General features: G+C 59.1%; 19 protein-coding genes. 4 read left to right on the plus strand and 15 right to left on the minus strand.

Going from position 1 to position 16300, the window contains the following annotated elements; translation table 11 throughout:
• Position 1: 1 nt before the first annotated feature.
• From cysT to AB4Z23_RS05975, 3 genes are all read right to left on the minus strand, one after another.
• Positions 2 to 844: a sulfate ABC transporter permease subunit CysT gene (gene cysT / locus AB4Z23_RS05965; RefSeq protein ID WP_013761717.1), complete on the minus strand. Its 843-nt coding sequence runs from the start codon at positions 842 to 844 to the stop codon at positions 2 to 4.
• 54 nt (positions 845 to 898) lie between these two features.
• Positions 899 to 1885 carry a thiosulfate ABC transporter substrate-binding protein CysP gene (cysP, locus tag AB4Z23_RS05970; protein ID WP_065659633.1) on the minus strand — a complete coding sequence of 329 codons (987 nt, stop codon included), beginning with the start codon at positions 1883 to 1885 and terminating at the stop codon, positions 899 to 901.
• Between the two features lie 173 nt (positions 1886 to 2058).
• Positions 2059 to 3129: an enoyl-CoA hydratase/isomerase family protein gene (locus AB4Z23_RS05975; protein ID WP_065687835.1), complete on the minus strand. Its 1071-nt coding sequence runs from the start codon at positions 3127 to 3129 to the stop codon at positions 2059 to 2061.
• Positions 3130 to 3410: 281 nt separating this feature from the next.
• Between AB4Z23_RS05975 and AB4Z23_RS05980 the strand changes: the two genes are divergently transcribed.
• Positions 3411 to 3662, plus strand: a complete 252-nt coding sequence (locus tag AB4Z23_RS05980; protein WP_065687836.1) for a DUF2934 domain-containing protein — start codon at positions 3411 to 3413, stop codon at positions 3660 to 3662.
• 68 nt (positions 3663 to 3730) lie between these two features.
• On the opposite strand, the gene AB4Z23_RS05985 is transcribed toward AB4Z23_RS05980, so the two are convergent.
• Positions 3731 to 4534, minus strand: coding sequence for an SH3 domain-containing protein (locus AB4Z23_RS05985; protein WP_003511225.1), 804 nt, complete (start codon positions 4532 to 4534; stop codon positions 3731 to 3733).
• Complete coding sequence (locus tag AB4Z23_RS05990; RefSeq protein ID WP_139104343.1) at positions 4535 to 4753, minus strand: hypothetical protein; 219 nt, start codon at positions 4751 to 4753, stop codon at positions 4535 to 4537.
• Positions 4754 to 4792: 39 nt separating this feature from the next.
• Between AB4Z23_RS05990 and ubiG the strand changes: the two genes are divergently transcribed.
• Positions 4793 to 5539, plus strand: a complete 747-nt coding sequence (ubiG, locus tag AB4Z23_RS05995) for a bifunctional 2-polyprenyl-6-hydroxyphenol methylase/3-demethylubiquinol 3-O-methyltransferase UbiG (protein WP_026330704.1) — start codon at positions 4793 to 4795, stop codon at positions 5537 to 5539.
• 82 nt (positions 5540 to 5621) lie between these two features.
• On the opposite strand, the gene AB4Z23_RS06000 is transcribed toward ubiG, so the two are convergent.
• The 4 genes from AB4Z23_RS06000 to AB4Z23_RS06015 are packed head-to-tail and all read right to left on the minus strand — an operon-like array spanning position 5622 to position 7941.
• Positions 5622 to 6050, minus strand: coding sequence for a DUF1178 family protein (locus tag AB4Z23_RS06000; protein WP_003511227.1), 429 nt, complete (start codon positions 6048 to 6050; stop codon positions 5622 to 5624).
• Positions 6047 to 6898 (minus strand): carbon-nitrogen hydrolase family protein, encoded by an 852-nt coding sequence (locus AB4Z23_RS06005; RefSeq protein ID WP_003511228.1) that lies wholly within the window; start codon positions 6896 to 6898, stop codon positions 6047 to 6049. Before AB4Z23_RS06005 ends, AB4Z23_RS06000 begins: the two co-directional genes overlap by 4 nt.
• 29 nt (positions 6899 to 6927) lie before the next feature.
• The gene (grxC, locus tag AB4Z23_RS06010; protein WP_003511229.1) at positions 6928 to 7182 is read right to left on the minus strand and encodes a glutaredoxin 3; all 255 of its coding nucleotides are present in this window, start codon (positions 7180 to 7182) and stop codon (positions 6928 to 6930) included.
• A gap of 60 nt (positions 7183 to 7242) precedes the next feature.
• The gene (locus AB4Z23_RS06015; protein ID WP_441360026.1) at positions 7243 to 7941 is read right to left on the minus strand and encodes a ComF family protein; all 699 of its coding nucleotides are present in this window, start codon (positions 7939 to 7941) and stop codon (positions 7243 to 7245) included.
• A gap of 260 nt (positions 7942 to 8201) precedes the next feature.
• Here AB4Z23_RS06015 and AB4Z23_RS06020 point away from each other — a divergent pair, with 260 nt between their 5' ends.
• Positions 8202 to 9083 carry a methyltransferase domain-containing protein gene (locus AB4Z23_RS06020; RefSeq protein ID WP_003511231.1) on the plus strand — a complete coding sequence of 294 codons (882 nt, stop codon included), beginning with the start codon at positions 8202 to 8204 and terminating at the stop codon, positions 9081 to 9083.
• 17 nt (positions 9084 to 9100) lie between these two features.
• On the opposite strand, the gene AB4Z23_RS06025 is transcribed toward AB4Z23_RS06020, so the two are convergent.
• The 6 genes from AB4Z23_RS06025 to AB4Z23_RS06050 all read right to left on the minus strand — a co-directional run bounded on the left by AB4Z23_RS06025 (position 9101) and on the right by AB4Z23_RS06050 (position 13266).
• Positions 9101 to 9292 (minus strand): Flp family type IVb pilin, encoded by a 192-nt coding sequence (locus AB4Z23_RS06025; RefSeq protein WP_441360027.1) that lies wholly within the window; start codon positions 9290 to 9292, stop codon positions 9101 to 9103.
• Between the two features lie 94 nt (positions 9293 to 9386).
• Positions 9387 to 9701, minus strand: coding sequence for a hypothetical protein (locus AB4Z23_RS06030; RefSeq protein WP_003511234.1), 315 nt, complete (start codon positions 9699 to 9701; stop codon positions 9387 to 9389).
• 162 nt (positions 9702 to 9863) lie between these two features.
• Positions 9864 to 10277, minus strand: a complete 414-nt coding sequence (mutT, locus tag AB4Z23_RS06035) for an 8-oxo-dGTP diphosphatase MutT (protein ID WP_003511235.1) — start codon at positions 10275 to 10277, stop codon at positions 9864 to 9866.
• The gene (locus AB4Z23_RS06040) at positions 10274 to 11050 is read right to left on the minus strand and encodes a GNAT family N-acetyltransferase (RefSeq protein WP_013761724.1); all 777 of its coding nucleotides are present in this window, start codon (positions 11048 to 11050) and stop codon (positions 10274 to 10276) included. The genes mutT and AB4Z23_RS06040 overlap by 4 nt, the downstream gene beginning before the upstream one ends.
• Positions 11051 to 11068: 18 nt before the next feature.
• Entirely contained in the window at positions 11069 to 12310 is a 1242-nt protein-coding gene (gene argJ, locus AB4Z23_RS06045; protein ID WP_065687837.1) for a bifunctional glutamate N-acetyltransferase/amino-acid acetyltransferase ArgJ, read from the minus strand.
• A 92-nt stretch (positions 12311 to 12402) separates the two neighbouring features.
• The gene (locus tag AB4Z23_RS06050) at positions 12403 to 13266 is read right to left on the minus strand and encodes a peptidylprolyl isomerase (protein WP_013761725.1); all 864 of its coding nucleotides are present in this window, start codon (positions 13264 to 13266) and stop codon (positions 12403 to 12405) included.
• Between the two features lie 243 nt (positions 13267 to 13509).
• Here AB4Z23_RS06050 and secA point away from each other — a divergent pair, with 243 nt between their 5' ends.
• Positions 13510 to 16218: a preprotein translocase subunit SecA gene (secA, locus tag AB4Z23_RS06055; protein ID WP_065688010.1), complete on the plus strand. Its 2709-nt coding sequence runs from the start codon at positions 13510 to 13512 to the stop codon at positions 16216 to 16218.
• The last annotated feature ends 82 nt before the right edge of the window (positions 16219 to 16300 follow it).

The following is a 16300-nucleotide window of genomic DNA, read 5'->3' on the forward strand; positions in this document are numbered from 1 at the left end:
CTCAGCTCCTCACCGTATAACGAAGCGCACGCGCCTGGAGGTAATTGGTCACCGCCAGCATCACGAAGGCCGCGATGAGCAGCACCGAGGCGATGGCGGCGGCGGCCTGATAATCATATTCCTCAAGCCGGATGAAGATCAGCAGTGCGGTGATTTCCGTCGAGAACGGCTGGTTGCCGGCAATAAAGATGATTGCCCCAAACTCGCCGAGGCTGCGTGCGAAGGACAGCGAAAGACCAGCCAGCAGAGCGGGTGTCAAAAGCGGCAGGATGACCTTGCGGAAGATTTCGAGATCGGAACCGCCGAGCGATTGCGCCGCCTCCTCCAATGCCGGATCGAGGTCTTCGAGCACCGGCTGCACGGTGCGCACGATGAAGGGTAGACTGGTAAAGGCCATCGCCACCATGATGCCGAGCGGCGTATAGGCAACCTTGATGCCGAATTGCGCAAGCACCGAGCCGAACCAGCCGTTACCCGCAAACAGCGTCGTCAGCGCAATGCCGGCAACGGCGGTGGGAAGCGCAAAAGGCAGATCGACAATGGCATCGACAAGGCGCCAGCCGGGGAAACGGTAACGCGTCAGCACCCAGGCGAGCGCCAGTCCGAAAACGACGTTGAACAAGGTCGCGGCGAGAGCGCAGAGCACCGTGACGCGATAGCTCGCAACAGCGCGCGGCGAAGAGATAATGGCCCAATATTCGGCTGGCCCGAGGCTCGCCGCCTTGAACACCAGCGCCGAGAGCGGCAGAAGCACGATGATGGCGACGTAAGTGAGGGTAACGCCGAGGGACAATTTAAGCCCCGGCAGAACATTCCGCTTCAAACCCCGCCCCCATTTCATCATAAAGCGACCCGGCAGTTTCCCGCCGGGTCTTTTACCTGTTGCATATCGTCGTGATTAACGGCTGCCGTAGAGCGTATCAAGCGTCGCGCCGGACGCAAAATGCTCTTTCTGGATTTTATTCCAGCCGCCGAAGACGTCATTGACGTTGACGAGGCGAATGGCCGGGAACTTGTCCTTGAACTCGCCGACAACCTTTTCGTTGTGAACGCGATGGCCGAATTCGGCAGCAATGCGCTGGCCCTCTTCGGTGTAGAGGAAATCGAGGTAGCTCTTCGCCAGATCGCGCGAGCCGCGCTTGTCGACCACCTTGTCCACCACAGCGACCGGGAATTCGGCGAGCAGGCTGACGGAAGGCACCACGCCCTCAACCTTGTCGGCGCCATATTGCTTGGCAATGCCGCGGGTCTCAGCTTCGAAGGTGATCAGCACGTCGCCGATTTCACGTTCCACAAAGGTGGTGGTGGCGGCGCGGCCTCCGGTGTCGAAAACAGGGGTGTTGTCGAAGATTTTCTTGACGAATTCCTGAACCTTCTTCTCGTCGCCGTTGAACTTCTCCTTGGCATAGGCCGTGGCGGCGAGATAGGTGTAACGGGCGTTACCCGAGGTCTTCGGATTGGGGAAAACCACCTTCACGTCGTCACGGGCAAGATCGTCCCAGTCTTTGATGTGCTTGGGATTACCGGCACGCACGAGAAAGGACGGGAAAGAATAGAACGGCGAGGCGTCGTTCGCAAAATCCTTCTGCCAGTCGGCGGAAACGAAACCCTGCTTCACCAGAAAATCGACATCCGTTACCTGGTTGAAGGTGACGACATCGGCTTCCAGACCCTCAACGATGGCACGCGCCTGCTTGGAGGTGCCGGCGTGCGACTGATCAACCGTGATACCCGGATGCAGCTTGATGAAAGCCTCGTTCTCGGCTGCGAAAACCTCACGGGCAACATCGTAGGAGGCGTTGAGAATGGTGGTCGGAGACTGCGCCTGCGCCGCACCTGCAAAAAGAGCGGCAATGGCAGTGCCGATGATGAGAAGACGTTTCATGAATACCCCCGGAAAATCGAATGGTCGTCAACATAACGGGGGGCGACAACGCCTGCGAGCAACAGCCGTGCGTTAAGCAGAAGCGTATTAGAAATTTCACCCAAGCAACATCAATTCGAAAGGTGATGATTTCATATATGTCCGCAAGCCGGATTTCTTTTGCGTTGCGCAATCTAAAGGCGGTGCTCGGGAAAGAGATTACCGGAATGTTTGGTAAAATATGGCAGAAGGTCTTCTTCACGCACCTCTTCCAGCTGTGCCGGTCGCCAGCGCGGATTGCGGTCCTTGTCGACCAGGGCCGCACGCACGCCCTCATAAAAATCATGACCCCGCAATATCTCCGTGCCGGCGGCAAATTCCCGTTCGAGGCATTCGATGAGGCTGGCGCTTTCCCGCCCCAGGCGCAGCAGCTTCAGGGTTAGTTTGAGACTGGTAGGGGAGCGTTTTTTGAGAATTTCCAGAGTCTCGCGCGAAAACGTATCGTCACGCTCCGAAAGTGCTGCGAAAATCTCCTCGACCGTGTCGAAACGGAATGCCGCGTCGATGATCTCACGGTGTGCCGACAGGACCCCCTCACCAGCTTCGACGGCATAAGTTCCGATTACCGCCTCGACACCATCAGGATCGAGCGCTTGTGATAGATTCTGCACCAAATCTGTAAGGCGCGCAGAAGGGACGAAATAATCGGCAAAACCGGCATAGATCGCATCGGCAGCAGTGACCGCATTGCCTGTCAGCCCCAGCCAGGTGCCACATTCGCCCGGCGCTCTGGGCAAAAGCCAGGAACCGCCGACGTCAGGGAAATAGCCGATACCGGTTTCCGGCATGGCAAGCTTCGTCCGCTCGGTGACGATGCGGTGGCTGGCATGGGCGGAAATGCCGACGCCGCCACCCATGACGATGCCGTCCATCAACGCGACATAAGGTTTACCAAAGCGGGCAATGTGATAATTCAGCGGAAACTCTTCGCGCCAGAAATCCAGCACCTGCGGATCGCCCGCTTTGCCGAGATCGTGAATGATCCGAACGTCACCCCCCGCACAGAGCCCCCTGTCGCCTTCTCCTGTCAGCACCACGCAGGAAACGTCAGGATCATCCTCGAAACGGTGAAGCGCCTGAAGCATGGCACGAACCATCGGCAGCGTCAGGCTGTTGATGGCTTTCGGACGGTTCAGGTGGATGATACCGGCCCCTACCCGTCTCTCGATGACGACCTGCGTCTCCGCTTCCGTTGCAACTTCCAAGGTCGCCTCCTCCGCTACCGTTCACCAGCCCATCTTGGAGGTCCGGGCGCGATCACGCAACGTTGATCTTGTCCTTCAGGAACGTCTTTCGCTCAAACCGCTTTCACCCGCGTAAAATGCCTGAAATCCGCTTTCGCAATGCAGCATGTTTGCTTGACGCCCGGAAAATCATGGCATGTAATGGAGTTTGAAATGCCGGCATTGATTCCTGTCGAGCGTGTGCCGGACCAAGCGGAATGTCGCCTTGTCAAAGGCGTTGTCAACAGCAACGGGAGACGAGCATGCAGGTTTCGGAACAAGAGTGGATCAGCAAACGGGCCTATACACTTTGGGAAAAGGAAGGCCATCCTCATGGCCGTGACGCGGACCATTGGGAACAGGCAAAGCATGAATTTTCGCTGCTGAAGACGTCGGAGGCGACAAAGCCTGCCCAGCGCAAGAAAGCAGTGCCGAAGACCGCTGCTGCGGAGCCGGAGGCAGAAGCCCCCGCAAAACCCAAGGCCCGTGCACGCAAGGCAGCAACCGCGAAATAAAAGTACTCTCGTGATAATATGAACCGGCAAATGAAAAGCCCGACGAAATCTCGCCGGGCTTTGTCTGTTTATCGCGGATCGCAACCGGGATCACCGACCCGGCAACCGCCCTGAAAGTTTTCCGAGGCGGGCGCGCGGCGTGGATCATCCCACTGGCGGCGCTCCGGACGACGCTGGCCTTCGTCCTGATTCGGCTGGCGATCGCGATTGCGGTCGCGATTTTCTTCCTCGAACCGCGGGCGGTCACCATCTCGACGCGGCCTGTCCTGATTTCCATCGCCCCGGTTTCTGTCACCCTGGTTCCAGTCGCCGTAACGGCGCTCCCAGCGGCCATCATTCGGTCCACCGCCCTGACGCGGATCGCGCCATTCATCCCGGCGGCCATCACGCCATTCGTCGCGCGGACGCGGGCGTTCCCAGTCACCGCGCGGCGGCGGAGGCGCAGCATTCCAGTAACCGCCTGATGGCGGCGGACGACGCCAGCGGTCACGCTCGCGGTAGAAGTCACGGTCACGATAATAACGGTCCCAATAACGACCGGCTTCGAAGGTGATCACGGGAACGCCGAGATCGCGGTAATAACGCGGCTCAACGTAGACCCGGTTCTGCCTGAACGTCGTCTGGATGTAACGACCGGCGACCCAACCACGACCGCTGACGAAAGAGACGTCGCACCACGGCGTATCGGACAGGCAGCCATGAACCGTCAATGGTGCGCCGACCGGGATCACGACCACGGCCGGATAGGCTGTGCTCGGACCGGAGCGCATATTCACATTCGCGGTGGCAAAGCCGCGAGTCGCAGCTTCGGCAAGGGCCGGCGCGGCGAGCATGGCCACCAGCGCAATTGCGCCAAACAGTTTTTTCTTCACTTACTTCTCCTCAAGCAAAAGCCCGCTTTGCCCTTGTCGGCGTCCATCGATTTCGATGGACGAGCATGCGTTCCACATACTGCCATGGCTGGAAAATACGCCGTGTTCCATGAACGCAGCATGAAACAAATCGCAGCCCGTTTCAGTTCCACCTGCGGCAATGAAGCACCCGGGAATTTGCCGACGGAATGTGCCGCCGGTCTTGACTTCGGGGATCAATCATCCGACTTCAATGCAACAGCAATATGGAGCAGAACCATGAGCGAAACCGCACAGACGACCGTCGACCAGAGCGAAGTGGATCGCTTCTCCGCGATGGCTGCGGAATGGTGGAGCCCGACGGGCAAGTTCCGGCCGCTGCACAAATTCAACCCGGTGCGGCTTGAATATATCCGCAACCGCATCTGCGATAATTTCGGCCGCGACCCGAAGGCGCACCGCCCGCTTGAAGGGCTGCGTGTGCTAGATATCGGCTGCGGCGGCGGCCTGCTTTCCGAACCCGTGGCGCGCATGGGCGCGGACGTGGTGGGCGCCGACCCTTCAGAAAAGAATATCGGCATCGCCTCCACCCACGCCCGTGAAAGCGGTGTCAGCGTCGACTACCGCGCCGTGACCGCCGAACAGTTGCTGGAGGCGGGCGAAACCTTCGACGTCGTCCTCAACATGGAAGTTGTCGAGCATGTGGCCAATGTCGATCTCTTCGTCACCACCTGCGCGAAAATGGTGCGTCCCGGCGGGCTGATGTTCGCCGCCACCATCAACCGCACGCTGAAAGCCCGCGCGCTCGCGATCTTCGCCGCCGAAAACGTATTGCGCTGGCTGCCGCGCGGCACCCACCAATATGAGAAGCTGGTTCGCCCGGATGAGCTTGAACGACCGCTGGTGGCCAGCGGCATGGATATCGTCCACCGTACCGGCGTCTTCTACAACGTATTGCAGGACCGCTGGAACCTCTCGCCGGACATGGAAGTCAACTACATGATGCTGGCGAAAAGACCCGCGTGAAGCCAGCGTACCCAACTCTCCGGTCATGAACGACGGATGACGTCACCCTGAGTGGTGGACGTCATCAGAATCGCAAGCAAACTCAATTCACATCATCGGGCAGCACTGGCAACGGTGCAATCTCGATGCCCTCGTCAATCAGGGCCTTCGCGTCCTGGGCAGACGCGTGGCCGATGATGCCGCGTTCGTCGGCCTCGCCATAGTGGATCTTGCGGGCTTCTTCAGGAAATTTATCGCCGACATCTTCCGCATTCGCGCGGATATTTGCGACCGCCTCGCGGATTTTTGCGATAGCCTCTTTTCTGGCCGTGTCCATGGCGAGCGACTGGCGTTCGTCTTTTTTGCGGGCGGTGGAGACCGAAGGCGCCATCAGAAGTTTGGAAACCTGCGGGGAATTGCACATCGGGCAGGACAGGAAGCCGCGCTGCAACTGATTGTCGAAATCGTCGCTCCCGGAAAACCAGCCTTCGAACTCATGGCCCTTTTCACAGGCCAGCGCATAACGGATCACGCCGCCTCACCTCCAGCAGGAATAACCGTGTCCAGTCCGAACTCGCGGGCATTGCGCAGATTGGGGATTTTCCCGCGCGCGGCAGCCACGAGAGACGTGTCGATCTCTGCGAAAATGATCTCTTCCCCGGCGCCACCGGCCATTGCCAGCACCTTGCCCCAGGGATCGATGATGATGGAATGGCCGAACGTGACCCGCCCGTCCTCATGCAGGCCGGCCTGTGCGGCGGCAATGACGAAAGCGCCGTTTTCAATGGCGCGGGCACGCAGCAGAATTTCCCAGTGGGCTTCCCCTGTCTGGCGGGTAAAGGCGGCCGGAACCGTCAGAACCTCGGCGCCGGCGAGTGCCTCCGCCCGGAAAAGCTGCGGGAAGCGCACATCGTAGCAGATCGCAAAGCCGAATTTCCCCAGCGGCAGTTCGGCAACGCGAGCGACAGCGCCGGGTTCGTAAGCCGCACTTTCGCGCCAGCTTTCGCCATTGTCGAGATCGACATCGAACATATGGATCTTGTCATAGCTGCAGATACGCGAACCGTCAGGCGCAAACAGAAAACCGCGATTGGCAATCTTGCCATCCGGGCGGGCAATCGCTGTCGAGCCGACATGGACATGGATGCCGAGTTCGCGTGCCAGCCGCGCGGCGGTCGCAACGATGATATCGCCATCGTCGTCACGCAGCTGGGCGCGAAGCGCCTGCCTGTCCTTCTGGAGAGCGCCGGTCATTTCCGGCGTCTGAACATAGACAGCGCCCGCAGCCGCAGCAACACGTACCAGGCGCTCCATATCGGCGGCGTTTTTCACCGTATCGACACCCGAGCGCATCTGAATGGCGGCAGCCTTGAAAATCATCACGTCCTCCGTATCGAAAATCGAGCCGATTAAGCGGCCAGCATAACGTCTAGTTTGCCAGCACGCTCCAGTGCATGCAGATCGTCGCAACCGCCGATATGCTGGCCGTTGATGAAGATTTGCGGGAAGGTCGTTCCGCCGGATTTCTCGATCATTTCCTGCCGGTATTCCGGCGTCGTCGTCGCGTTATATTCGGCGTAATCGACGCCCTTGCTGTCCAGCAACGCCTTGGCGCGCGCGCAATAACCACAAAAATCCCGTGTATAGATCGTTACCGGTGCCATGTATTTCGAAGCCTCGCAAACGTGTGCTGAAACGCACGATATCCTCGTTTCATTCAGGCTTCATATAGGGCCGGAAATGGCCATTGCAAAGGTCAAAACGGTCACATCCGTGGCACCCGCCTTCCGCAAGACGCGACTTGCCGCGCCCACCGTTGCACCAGTGGTATAAACATCATCCACCAGCACCACTCGCTTGCCATAAACATCGGTTTTTCGGCCGGGCGCTATTGCAAAAGCACCCCGCACATTGTCCTGCCGGGCAAGCGCGGAAAGCCCCACCTGCCGCTCGGTCGGCTTCACGCGCAACAGCGTGCCGGCAAACAGCGGTTTGCCGGTGGCCTTGGCCAGATGCCGTGCGAGCTCAGCGGACTGGTTGAAACGGCGACGCCAGAAGCGGTGGCGATGCAGCGGAACCGGCACGATACAGTCGCAGCTATCAACCGTTCCGTCGCTTGCCCGCAGCATCCACAGCGCCATGAAACGCACAAGATCGGTCCGGTCCTGATATTTCAGCCGGTGTACGAGTTTACGCGCGGTTCCCTCATGGCTGGCAACAGCACGCAGACGGTCGAAAGGCGGTGGATCGGCGATGGCTTGTGCGCTTACAACACCCGCGCCGTGATCCCGGGCGAAGGGAATGCCCAGAACCTCACAAAAAGGTCGATCGATAAAGGCCACATCCCGCCAGCAATCCGCACACAGGGCACCCTCGCCGCCGGTCATGCGGGAACACCCTGCGCAAGTGGGCGGATAGACCATGCGGAAGTGGGCGGATAGACCATGCGGAAGGCCGAGTGCAACACGCTGCGTGCCGCCACCGACACCGTCGCGGACCTCGACAGCAATCCCGAAAACAGATCTTCACCAGCGCCCATGAGGTTGACTTTAGCGCCGAACGGGTGCCTTTGCGAGAGAGATATGTTTCGGCCTCTGACCGGAAAAACAATGCCCGAAGCGGCATGACAGCAACGATGCGGCCCGCCAATCCCAAAGGCGCTACAGGCCGAGCAGGCACGACGATGGATATTCTCTTTGACCAGGCCCTGATCGAACAAAATCGCCGCCGGGCGTGGAACCGGCGTGACGACAAGGCCCTGTTTCTTCTCGACATGGCCGCCGACGAGTTTGCCGACAGGCTCGCCATCGTCGAGCGCCGTTTCGAGACCGCAATCGAACTGCACGGCGGGACGGGCATCACCGCCCGGCGCTTGACCGAGACGGGCAAGGTGGATGCTATCCGTCGTATCGAGACGGATACCTCCTTTGCGACGGATGGGAATCTGCCGCAGGTGGCCTCCATGGAGCATCTGCCGCTCGAAGAAGCCTCCGCCAATCTCATTGTTTCCCCGCTTGCCCTCCACCTCACCAACGACACCCCCGGTGCGTTGATCCAGATAAGGCGGGCGTTAAAGCCGGACGGACTGTTTCTCGGAGCCATTCCCGGCAGCGGCACATTGCAGGAACTGCGCGATGTGCTGTTGACTGCAGAAGCCGAGTTGACCGGCGGCGCCAGCCCGCGCGTCATTCCCTTTGCCGATGTGCGCGATGTTGGCGCACTGTTGCAGCGTGCCGGTTTTGCGCTTCCCGTCACCGACGCGGAAACTTATACGGTGCGTTACGACTCGATTTTTCCGCTGATGCGCGATCTGCGCGCCATGGGCATGGCCAATCCGCTGGCAAGCCGCAGCAGAAAACCGCTCAACCGCGCTTTTTTCCTGCGGGCAGCGGAGCTTTACGCCGAACGTTATTCCGATCCGGACGGGCGGATCAGAGCCACGTTTTCCATCATCTATGTCTCAGGCTGGGCACCGCACGAGAGCCAGCAGAAACCGCTGAAACCTGGTTCCGCCAAAATGCGCCTTGCCGATGCCTTGAAGACGACCGAAGTCAAGCTTTCCTGATAGGCGTAGCGCAGGCCTCAGATGTTGGCAAAAGTATCGGCGAGGAACTGGAATACAGCATTGATGGTGCTGCAGATGGTGGTTCCGCCACCGATGATGGCGGCGGAAATAACGCCGACGATCAGGCCGTATTCGACTGCGGTCGCGCCGTTTTCGTCTTTAAAGAAACGAATAAAACAATGCAGCACGGGATATTCTCCATCCGCCATCCGGTGCTTACGCTAACCGGCATTATATATTGCTAAAATCGAATTTATACTATGCCACGGGCATGAGTAATCCGTTACCGATGATGGTAAACGATCAGCAACCGCTCTCGCTGCTATAGCCCGTCACGACACAGGGCATCTCGGGCATCGGCTGGGTTATGCTGCGGCGGATGGAATACGTCTTGCCAGCATCGGTCTTCTTGATGGAGCCGGTGCTTATCATGTCGTAATTGTCGGAGAACTGCGCGACGCGCGTTGATGATTTTCCGGCAAGCATGGGGGTGACGATCAAGGAAAGAGCAATCACAGCCGTCCCGAAAAGCAGCGCGACATTAAGAACGCCGGTGCGACGGGATTTATTGGAGTAAGACTGACGACCTTCCACCGTCTTCCAGAAATCCTCGTTCATAGCCAACCTCATACGCGCAGTTTACCGCTTCTTTAGCTTAACAATCTGCCAGAGGGTGCTGAACGATCTGTTAACACAGCCTCGTTTTGGCACGGTAAAGCGGAGTTACGGGATGTTTTCAACAGGCTGCGCGAGGGGATCGAACCCGCCAGGAAGTTCGCTTTAAAGCAAATCCTGAAGGAAGGGGATGAGCGGCTCGTCGGCCGGCGGCATCGGATAATCACGCAGAGCCTGCGGCTTTACCCATTTAATTGCCTGTCCTTCGCGCCCATGGGCCATGCCTTCATAACGACGGCACACGTAAAGCGGCATCAGCAGGTGAAAAGTCTCGTAGGTATGGCTGGCGAACGTCAGCGGCGCGAGGCAGGCTATCTTGGTCTTGATACCCAACTCCTCGTCCAACTCGCGGACGAGGGTCTCCTCCGGTGTTTCGCCTTGTTCCACCTTGCCGCCTGGAAATTCCCACAGGCCGGCAAGCGACTTGCCCTCAGGTCGTTGCGCCAGAAGAATACGGCCGTCCTGATCGAGAAGGGCGCAGGCGGCAACCAGCAGGATTTTTTTGCCGGCTTCGCTCATTCTTCACCAGCCTTGCGCCAGTAGCGATAGGAATAGGCCTCGGTGAAGCCGAATTTTTCATAAAGTGCAATCGCGGGCGCATTTGTGGAGACGACCTGCAACCAGGCGCTTTTGGCGCCGCTGATGCGGGCCCAGCGCAGTGCTGACGCCAGCAGCTGCGTGCCGAGGCCCTTTTTCCGCTGCGACTTCTCGACATCGAGGGAAAGAATGCCGGCAAGATCGTTATCCTGCACGCAGATAACGGTGGCAAGTGCGCTGCCCCCTGCTTCTTCGTTGATGAACAGGCCAAGGGTCGGCTTGATCGAACTGAGGATTTCAGCGATCGCCGGGCGCAGGGTCGGGTCGCCATCGCTGACCTTGATGCTCGCCTCGACAAAACGGCCAATATCGTGGCTCGGCAGGCTGACCAGCGTTTCCGGCAGTTCCATGCCAGCGAGATCGGCCGTCATGACCTTGACCTCCTCAACCATGGACCAGCCGTCCTTTACCAGAAAATCCTTGAGCTGCGGCGGCATCAGCGTCGTTTCGCGCACCACCAGCGGACGGCCGAAATCCTCGAAGCGCTTGCGCGCCTTTTCCAGCCGCACCGCGCAGTTTCCATAATCGGAAGGATCGAGCGGCACCACGCAATTGATGCGTTTTGATGGATGCGACCCCGTCAGGCGGATTTGCCAGCTACCGTCATAAATCACCGACGAGGCCGGCCAAGCCCGAAAGCTGACTGCTTCCAGACGGCGAACCAGCGGCAGATTGACGATTTTATTGTCCTGCATTCTCTTCGGCTCCAACGGTCAGCTCCGGTAGTCGCCGTTGATCGCAACATATTCCTTGGTCAGGTCGCACGTCCATACGGTGGCCTTGCCCTCACCGAGACCGATGTCAACCTTCACCGGAATGTCTTCCAGCCGCATCACGGCGGTGGTCTCCGCTTCCGAATAATCCGGATCGCGTTCGCCATTGACGGCAACGCGCACGCCGCCGAACCAGATGGCAAGGCGATCACGGTCGGCCATTTCACCGGATTTGCCCACAGCCATCACGACGCGACCCCAATTAGCATCTTCGCCGGCAACCGCAGTCTTCACCAGCGGTGAATTGGCAATCGAAAGGGCGATCTTCTTGGCAGCGACATCGTTTTCCGCGCCGGTAACGGTGACTTCGACCATCTTGCGTGCGCCTTCGCCATCGCGAACCACCTGCAGGGCCAGATCTTTCAGGAGATCGTTCAAGGCGGCGCGGAAGGAGGAAAGCCGCTCGTCATCGGCGCGCGTCACCTTGACCTGACCGTCCTCAGCCGCCGCACCTGTCGCAAACAACATCAGCGTATCGGAGGTGGAGGTGTCGCTGTCAACAGTCACGGAATTGAAGGTCGAGCCGACACCGGCGGAAAGCAGTGATTGCAGCGCGGCCGGATCAATATCTGCATCCGTCACCACGAAGGAAAGCATCGTCGCCATATCGGGAGCGATCATGCCGGCACCCTTGGCGATACCGTTGATGGTGACCACGACACCGCCGATTTCGGCCGTGCGGGTCGCGACCTTGGGATAAGTGTCGGTCGTCATGATTGCCTTGGCGGCTTCCTGCCAGAAATCGGCTTCAGCCATGCCCTGCATGTCGCCCAGAACCCCGGCGAACTTGGTGGCATCGAGCGGTTCGCCGATTACGCCGGTCGATGCCAGAAACACTTCATTTTCAGAGCAGCCGACTGCAGCGGCTGCGGATTTCGCCGTCAATTCGGTCGCGGCCTTGCCTTTGACGCCGGTAAAGGCGTTTGCGTTACCGGAATTGACCACCACGGCGCGCGCCACGCCACCGCCGAGATTGGCGCGGCAGAAATCAACGGGGGCCGAGGGGCATTTCGATTTTGTGAAAACGCCGGCCACGCTTGCCGGCTTGTCGAACACCATCAACAGAACGTCGGTCCGGTTCTTGTACTTGATGCCGGCGGCAGCCGTCGCCATGCGAACACCACGCAGCGCGGGCATGTCGGGATAGGATTTCGGAGCGAGCGGGGAAACGGCAACGGACATGGGAAAGCGCCTGAGATTCTGGAAACGGGGAAGGTTTGAAAGTGCCTGAGATGAAGCGGGGCGGCCTGTGGCCGCCCCGTAACATGGTTTTATTACTGCTGCGGCTGTGCCTGCTGTTCCTTCGTGGCTTCGTCGTAGCCCTTCTTCAGCGTCTCATCCATGATTTCGATCTTCTGGTCAGCCTTTGCCTTCTCGATGAGGGCAACGTACTTGTCACGCATGACAAGCTGACGAACCTGCGGCTCGACCTGCTCGAAAGCCGGCGGCGGTGCGATGCGCTTGTCTTCCAGCTTGATGACGTGGAAGCCGAACTGCGTCTTGACAGGCGTCTTGGTGTAGGCGCCCTTTTCGAGACCGAAAGCGGCCTCTTCGAATTCCGGAACCATGCGGCCCTTGCCGAACCAGCCGAGATCGCCGCCATCATCCTTGTTGGAGTCGGTCGACTTTTCCTTGGCAAGTGCTGCGAAATCCTTGCCCGCATCAAGCTGCTTGATGACGTCCTTGGCTTCGTCTTCGCTTGCAACCAGAATATGGGCTGCCTTGATTTCTTCTTCCTTCGGCAAGGCTGCTACTTCCTTGTCGTAGCGCGCCTTCACCTCTTCATTGGTGACAGCGTCAACCACATGCTTGCGGAAATAGGCGTTGTGCAGCTCACGGTCCTGAATGAACTCCATGCGCTTCTTGAAGTCTTCGGTCTTTTCCAGACCTTCGGCGCTGGCATTCTTCACGAGAAGCTTGACGTCGATCGCGCCGGAAAGGGCTGCGACCTTCTTCTGCTCGTCGGGAAGCTGTGCGAGCTGCGGATCGAGATTGCCCATGGCAAGGTCGAGTTCGGACTGGTGGATTTCCAGATCGCCAACCTTGGCGACAACCTTGTCTTCCTGTGCAAAGGCAGGAAACTGGAGGCCGAGCGTGGCCACAATCACCGCAGCCGCAATTTTATTATAGCGCAACATTTTGAACCTTTCGGGGACAATGCCGGCTCCAGACATGGTTTCCGGCTCTGAAAAAACTTCCAAACACCGGATTGTGGCCATTCTGTAACGGGCAGAACCGTTGACATCATTTGCCCCCCCTCTTATCTGTCACGCAACCTCGCGTCCAGATACGTTGAAGGGCGAAGTCCGTCATTTGTTGCCGAAATCGGCGTGATGGAAAAAACCGCCTGCGAAAACGGAATTTCAGAAAGGGCCAGTAAGATGGTCAGCCTCGGCGGAATAGCCCGCAAATTGTTCGGTTCGGCAAATGAACGCCGCGTCCGCTCCTATAAAAGCAAGATCGCAGCCATCAATGCGCTGGAGGAAGCCACCAAGGCTCTTTCCGACGACGCGCTGGCGGCAAAGACGGCGGAGTTCCGCCAGCAGCTTGCGGACGGCAAATCGCTGGACGATCTGCTGATCCCGGCTTTTGCCGTCGCCCGCGAGGCGTCGCGCCGTGTTCTGCACATGCGACCCTTTGATGTGCAGCTGACCGGTGCCATGATCCTGCACCAGGGCGCCATCGCCGAAATGAAGACCGGTGAAGGCAAGACGCTGGTGGCGACCCTTGCGGTCTACCTCAATGCGCTGGCCGGCAAGGGCGTGCATGTCGTTACCGTCAACGACTACCTCGCCCAGCGCGACGCGGCCACGATGAGCAAGCTCTACCGTTTCCTCGGTCTGACGACCGGTGTGATCGTGCACGGGCTTGATGACGACCAGCGCCGCGAGGCCTATGGCTGCGACATCACCTACGCCACGAATAACGAGCTTGGCTTCGATTATCTGCGCGACAACATGAAATATGATCGCGCCCAGATGGTGCAGCGCGGCCACAACTACGCAATCGTCGACGAAGTGGACAGCATTCTGGTCGATGAGGCGCGCACGCCGCTTATCATCTCCGGCCCGCTGGACGACCGCTCCGATCTCTATAACACCATCGACACCTTCATTCCGCTTCTGTCGCCGGAAGATTACGAAATCGATGAGAAGCAGCGTTCGGCCAACTTCTCCGAAGACGGCACCGAGAAGCTCGAAAACCTGCTGCGGCAGGCGGGCCTGCTCAAGGGCGAATCGCTTTACGACATCGAAAACGTCGCCATAGTTCACCACATCAACAATGCGCTGAAGGCCCACAAGCTCTTCACCCGCGACAAGGACTACATCGTCCGCAACGACGAGATCGTCATCATCGACGAATTCACCGGCCGCATGATGCCGGGCCGCCGTTATTCCGAAGGCCAGCACCAGGCGCTGGAAGCCAAGGAAAAGGTGCAGATCCAGCCGGAAAACCAGACGCTGTCTTCCGTCACCTTCCAGAACTACTTCCGCATGTATGCAAAGCTTGCCGGCATGACCGGTACGGCGTCGACGGAAGCGGAAGAGTTCGGCAACATCTACGGTCTCGACGTCATCGAGGTGCCGACCAACCTGCCGATCCAGCGTATCGACGAGGACGACGAGGTTTATCGTACCGGCGAAGAGAAGTTCCTTGCCATCATCGCCGAGATCAAGGCGGCGCATGATCGTGGTCAGCCGGTTCTCGTCGGCACGACCTCCATCGAGAAATCCGAGCTTCTGGCCCACATGCTGCGCCAGTCCGGCTTTACCGATTTCCAGGTTCTGAACGCCCGTTACCACGAGCAGGAGGCCTATATCGTTTCGCAGGCCGGTGTTCCCGGTGCGGTCACCATCGCCACCAACATGGCCGGTCGTGGTACGGACATCCAGCTCGGCGGCAACGTCGAGATGCGTCTGGAGCGCGAGCTGGAAGGCATGGAGCCGGGTCCGGAGCGTGATGCGAAGGAAGCGGCCATCCGCGCCGAGATCAAGGTTCTCAAGGAAAAGGCGCTTGCCGCCGGCGGTCTCTACGTCATCGCGACCGAGCGCCACGAAAGCCGCCGTATCGACAACCAGCTGCGTGGCCGTTCCGGCCGTCAGGGCGACCCCGGCCGCTCCAAGTTCTATCTGTCGCTTCAGGACGACCTGATGCGCATCTTCGGTTCCGAGCGCATGGACAGCATGCTGCAGAAGCTCGGCCTGAAGGACGGCGAGGCCATCGTCCATCCGTGGATCAACAAGGCGCTGGAACGTGCCCAGAAGAAGGTCGAAGCCCGTAACTTCGAGACCCGCAAGAACCTGCTGAAATATGACGACGTGCTGAACGATCAGCGCAAGGTCATCTTCGAGCAGCGCCTTGAGCTGATGGAATCCGACAATATCGGTGAAACCGCAGCCGACATGCGCCACGAAGTGATCGAAGCGCTCGTCACCAAGCATATTCCTGAAAATGCCTATGCCGAACAGTGGGATATCGCCGGTCTCAAGGCCGGTATCGCCCAGTTCCTGAACCTCGACCTGCCGGTGGAGGAATGGGCGAAGGAAGAAGGCATCGCCGAGGACGACATTCTTCAGCGCGTTACCGAGGCCGCGGACAAATACGCCGCTGAACGTGCGGAACGTTTCGGCCCGGAGATCATGACCTATGTCGAGCGCTCGGTCGTGCTTCAGACAATCGACCATCTGTGGCGCGAACACATCGTCAACCTCGATCACCTTCGTTCCGTCGTCGGTTTCCGCGGTTACGCCCAGCGCGATCCATTGCAGGAATACAAGGCGGAAGCCTTCGAGCTGTTCCAGTCGCTGCTTACCAACCTGCGTGAAGCCGTCACCGCCCAGCTGATGCGCGTGGAACTGGTGCAGCAGGAACCGCAGCAGCCGGAGCTGCCGGAAATGACCGCGCATCACCTCGACCCCGTCACCGGGGAAGACGAGATGGCGCAGGGCGTGCCGGTCGCTTTCGTACCGGCCGAGGAGCGCGACCCGAACAACCCCGCCACCTGGGGCCGTATCGGCCGCAACGAAATGTGCCCCTGCGGCTCGGGCAAGAAGTACAAGCACTGCCACGGCGTTTACGAACAGGCGTAAAAGGCCAGGGCTTTATGCCAGCAATCGATCGCCCGTAACCTGCGTTACGGGCGATTTTGTTTGGGCAGGATCATTGCTGCTG

This window comes from Agrobacterium sp. MCAB5 (genome assembly GCF_052114365.1).
In the GTDB taxonomy this organism is placed as follows: Bacteria; Pseudomonadota; Alphaproteobacteria; order Rhizobiales; family Rhizobiaceae; genus Agrobacterium; species Agrobacterium tumefaciens.

What these genes read in the sequence shown, in the direction of transcription:
- cysT (WP_013761717.1), bottom strand. Translation starts at nt 844, where the DNA reads ATGATGAAATGGGGGCGGGGTTTGAAGCGGAATGTTCTGCCGGGGCTT.
- cysP (WP_065659633.1), bottom strand. Translation starts at nt 1,885, where the DNA reads ATGAAACGTCTTCTCATCATCGGCACTGCCATTGCCGCTCTTTTTGCA.
- AB4Z23_RS05980 (WP_065687836.1), top strand. Translation starts at nt 3,411, where the DNA reads ATGCAGGTTTCGGAACAAGAGTGGATCAGCAAACGGGCCTATACACTT.
- ubiG (WP_026330704.1), top strand. Translation starts at nt 4,793, where the DNA reads ATGAGCGAAACCGCACAGACGACCGTCGACCAGAGCGAAGTGGATCGC.
- AB4Z23_RS06005 (WP_003511228.1), bottom strand. Translation starts at nt 6,898, where the DNA reads ATGATTTTCAAGGCTGCCGCCATTCAGATGCGCTCGGGTGTCGATACG.
- grxC (WP_003511229.1), bottom strand. Translation starts at nt 7,182, where the DNA reads ATGGCACCGGTAACGATCTATACACGGGATTTTTGTGGTTATTGCGCG.
- AB4Z23_RS06015 (WP_441360026.1), bottom strand. Translation starts at nt 7,941, where the DNA reads ATGGTCTATCCGCCCACTTGCGCAGGGTGTTCCCGCATGACCGGCGGC.
- AB4Z23_RS06020 (WP_003511231.1), top strand. Translation starts at nt 8,202, where the DNA reads ATGGATATTCTCTTTGACCAGGCCCTGATCGAACAAAATCGCCGCCGG.
- AB4Z23_RS06025 (WP_441360027.1), bottom strand. Translation starts at nt 9,292, where the DNA reads ATGGCGGATGGAGAATATCCCGTGCTGCATTGTTTTATTCGTTTCTTT.
- AB4Z23_RS06030 (WP_003511234.1), bottom strand. Translation starts at nt 9,701, where the DNA reads ATGAACGAGGATTTCTGGAAGACGGTGGAAGGTCGTCAGTCTTACTCC.
- mutT (WP_003511235.1), bottom strand. Translation starts at nt 10,277, where the DNA reads ATGAGCGAAGCCGGCAAAAAAATCCTGCTGGTTGCCGCCTGCGCCCTT.
- AB4Z23_RS06040 (WP_013761724.1), bottom strand. Translation starts at nt 11,050, where the DNA reads ATGCAGGACAATAAAATCGTCAATCTGCCGCTGGTTCGCCGTCTGGAA.
- argJ (WP_065687837.1), bottom strand. Translation starts at nt 12,310, where the DNA reads ATGTCCGTTGCCGTTTCCCCGCTCGCTCCGAAATCCTATCCCGACATG.
- AB4Z23_RS06050 (WP_013761725.1), bottom strand. Translation starts at nt 13,266, where the DNA reads ATGTTGCGCTATAATAAAATTGCGGCTGCGGTGATTGTGGCCACGCTC.
- secA (WP_065688010.1), top strand. Translation starts at nt 13,510, where the DNA reads ATGGTCAGCCTCGGCGGAATAGCCCGCAAATTGTTCGGTTCGGCAAAT.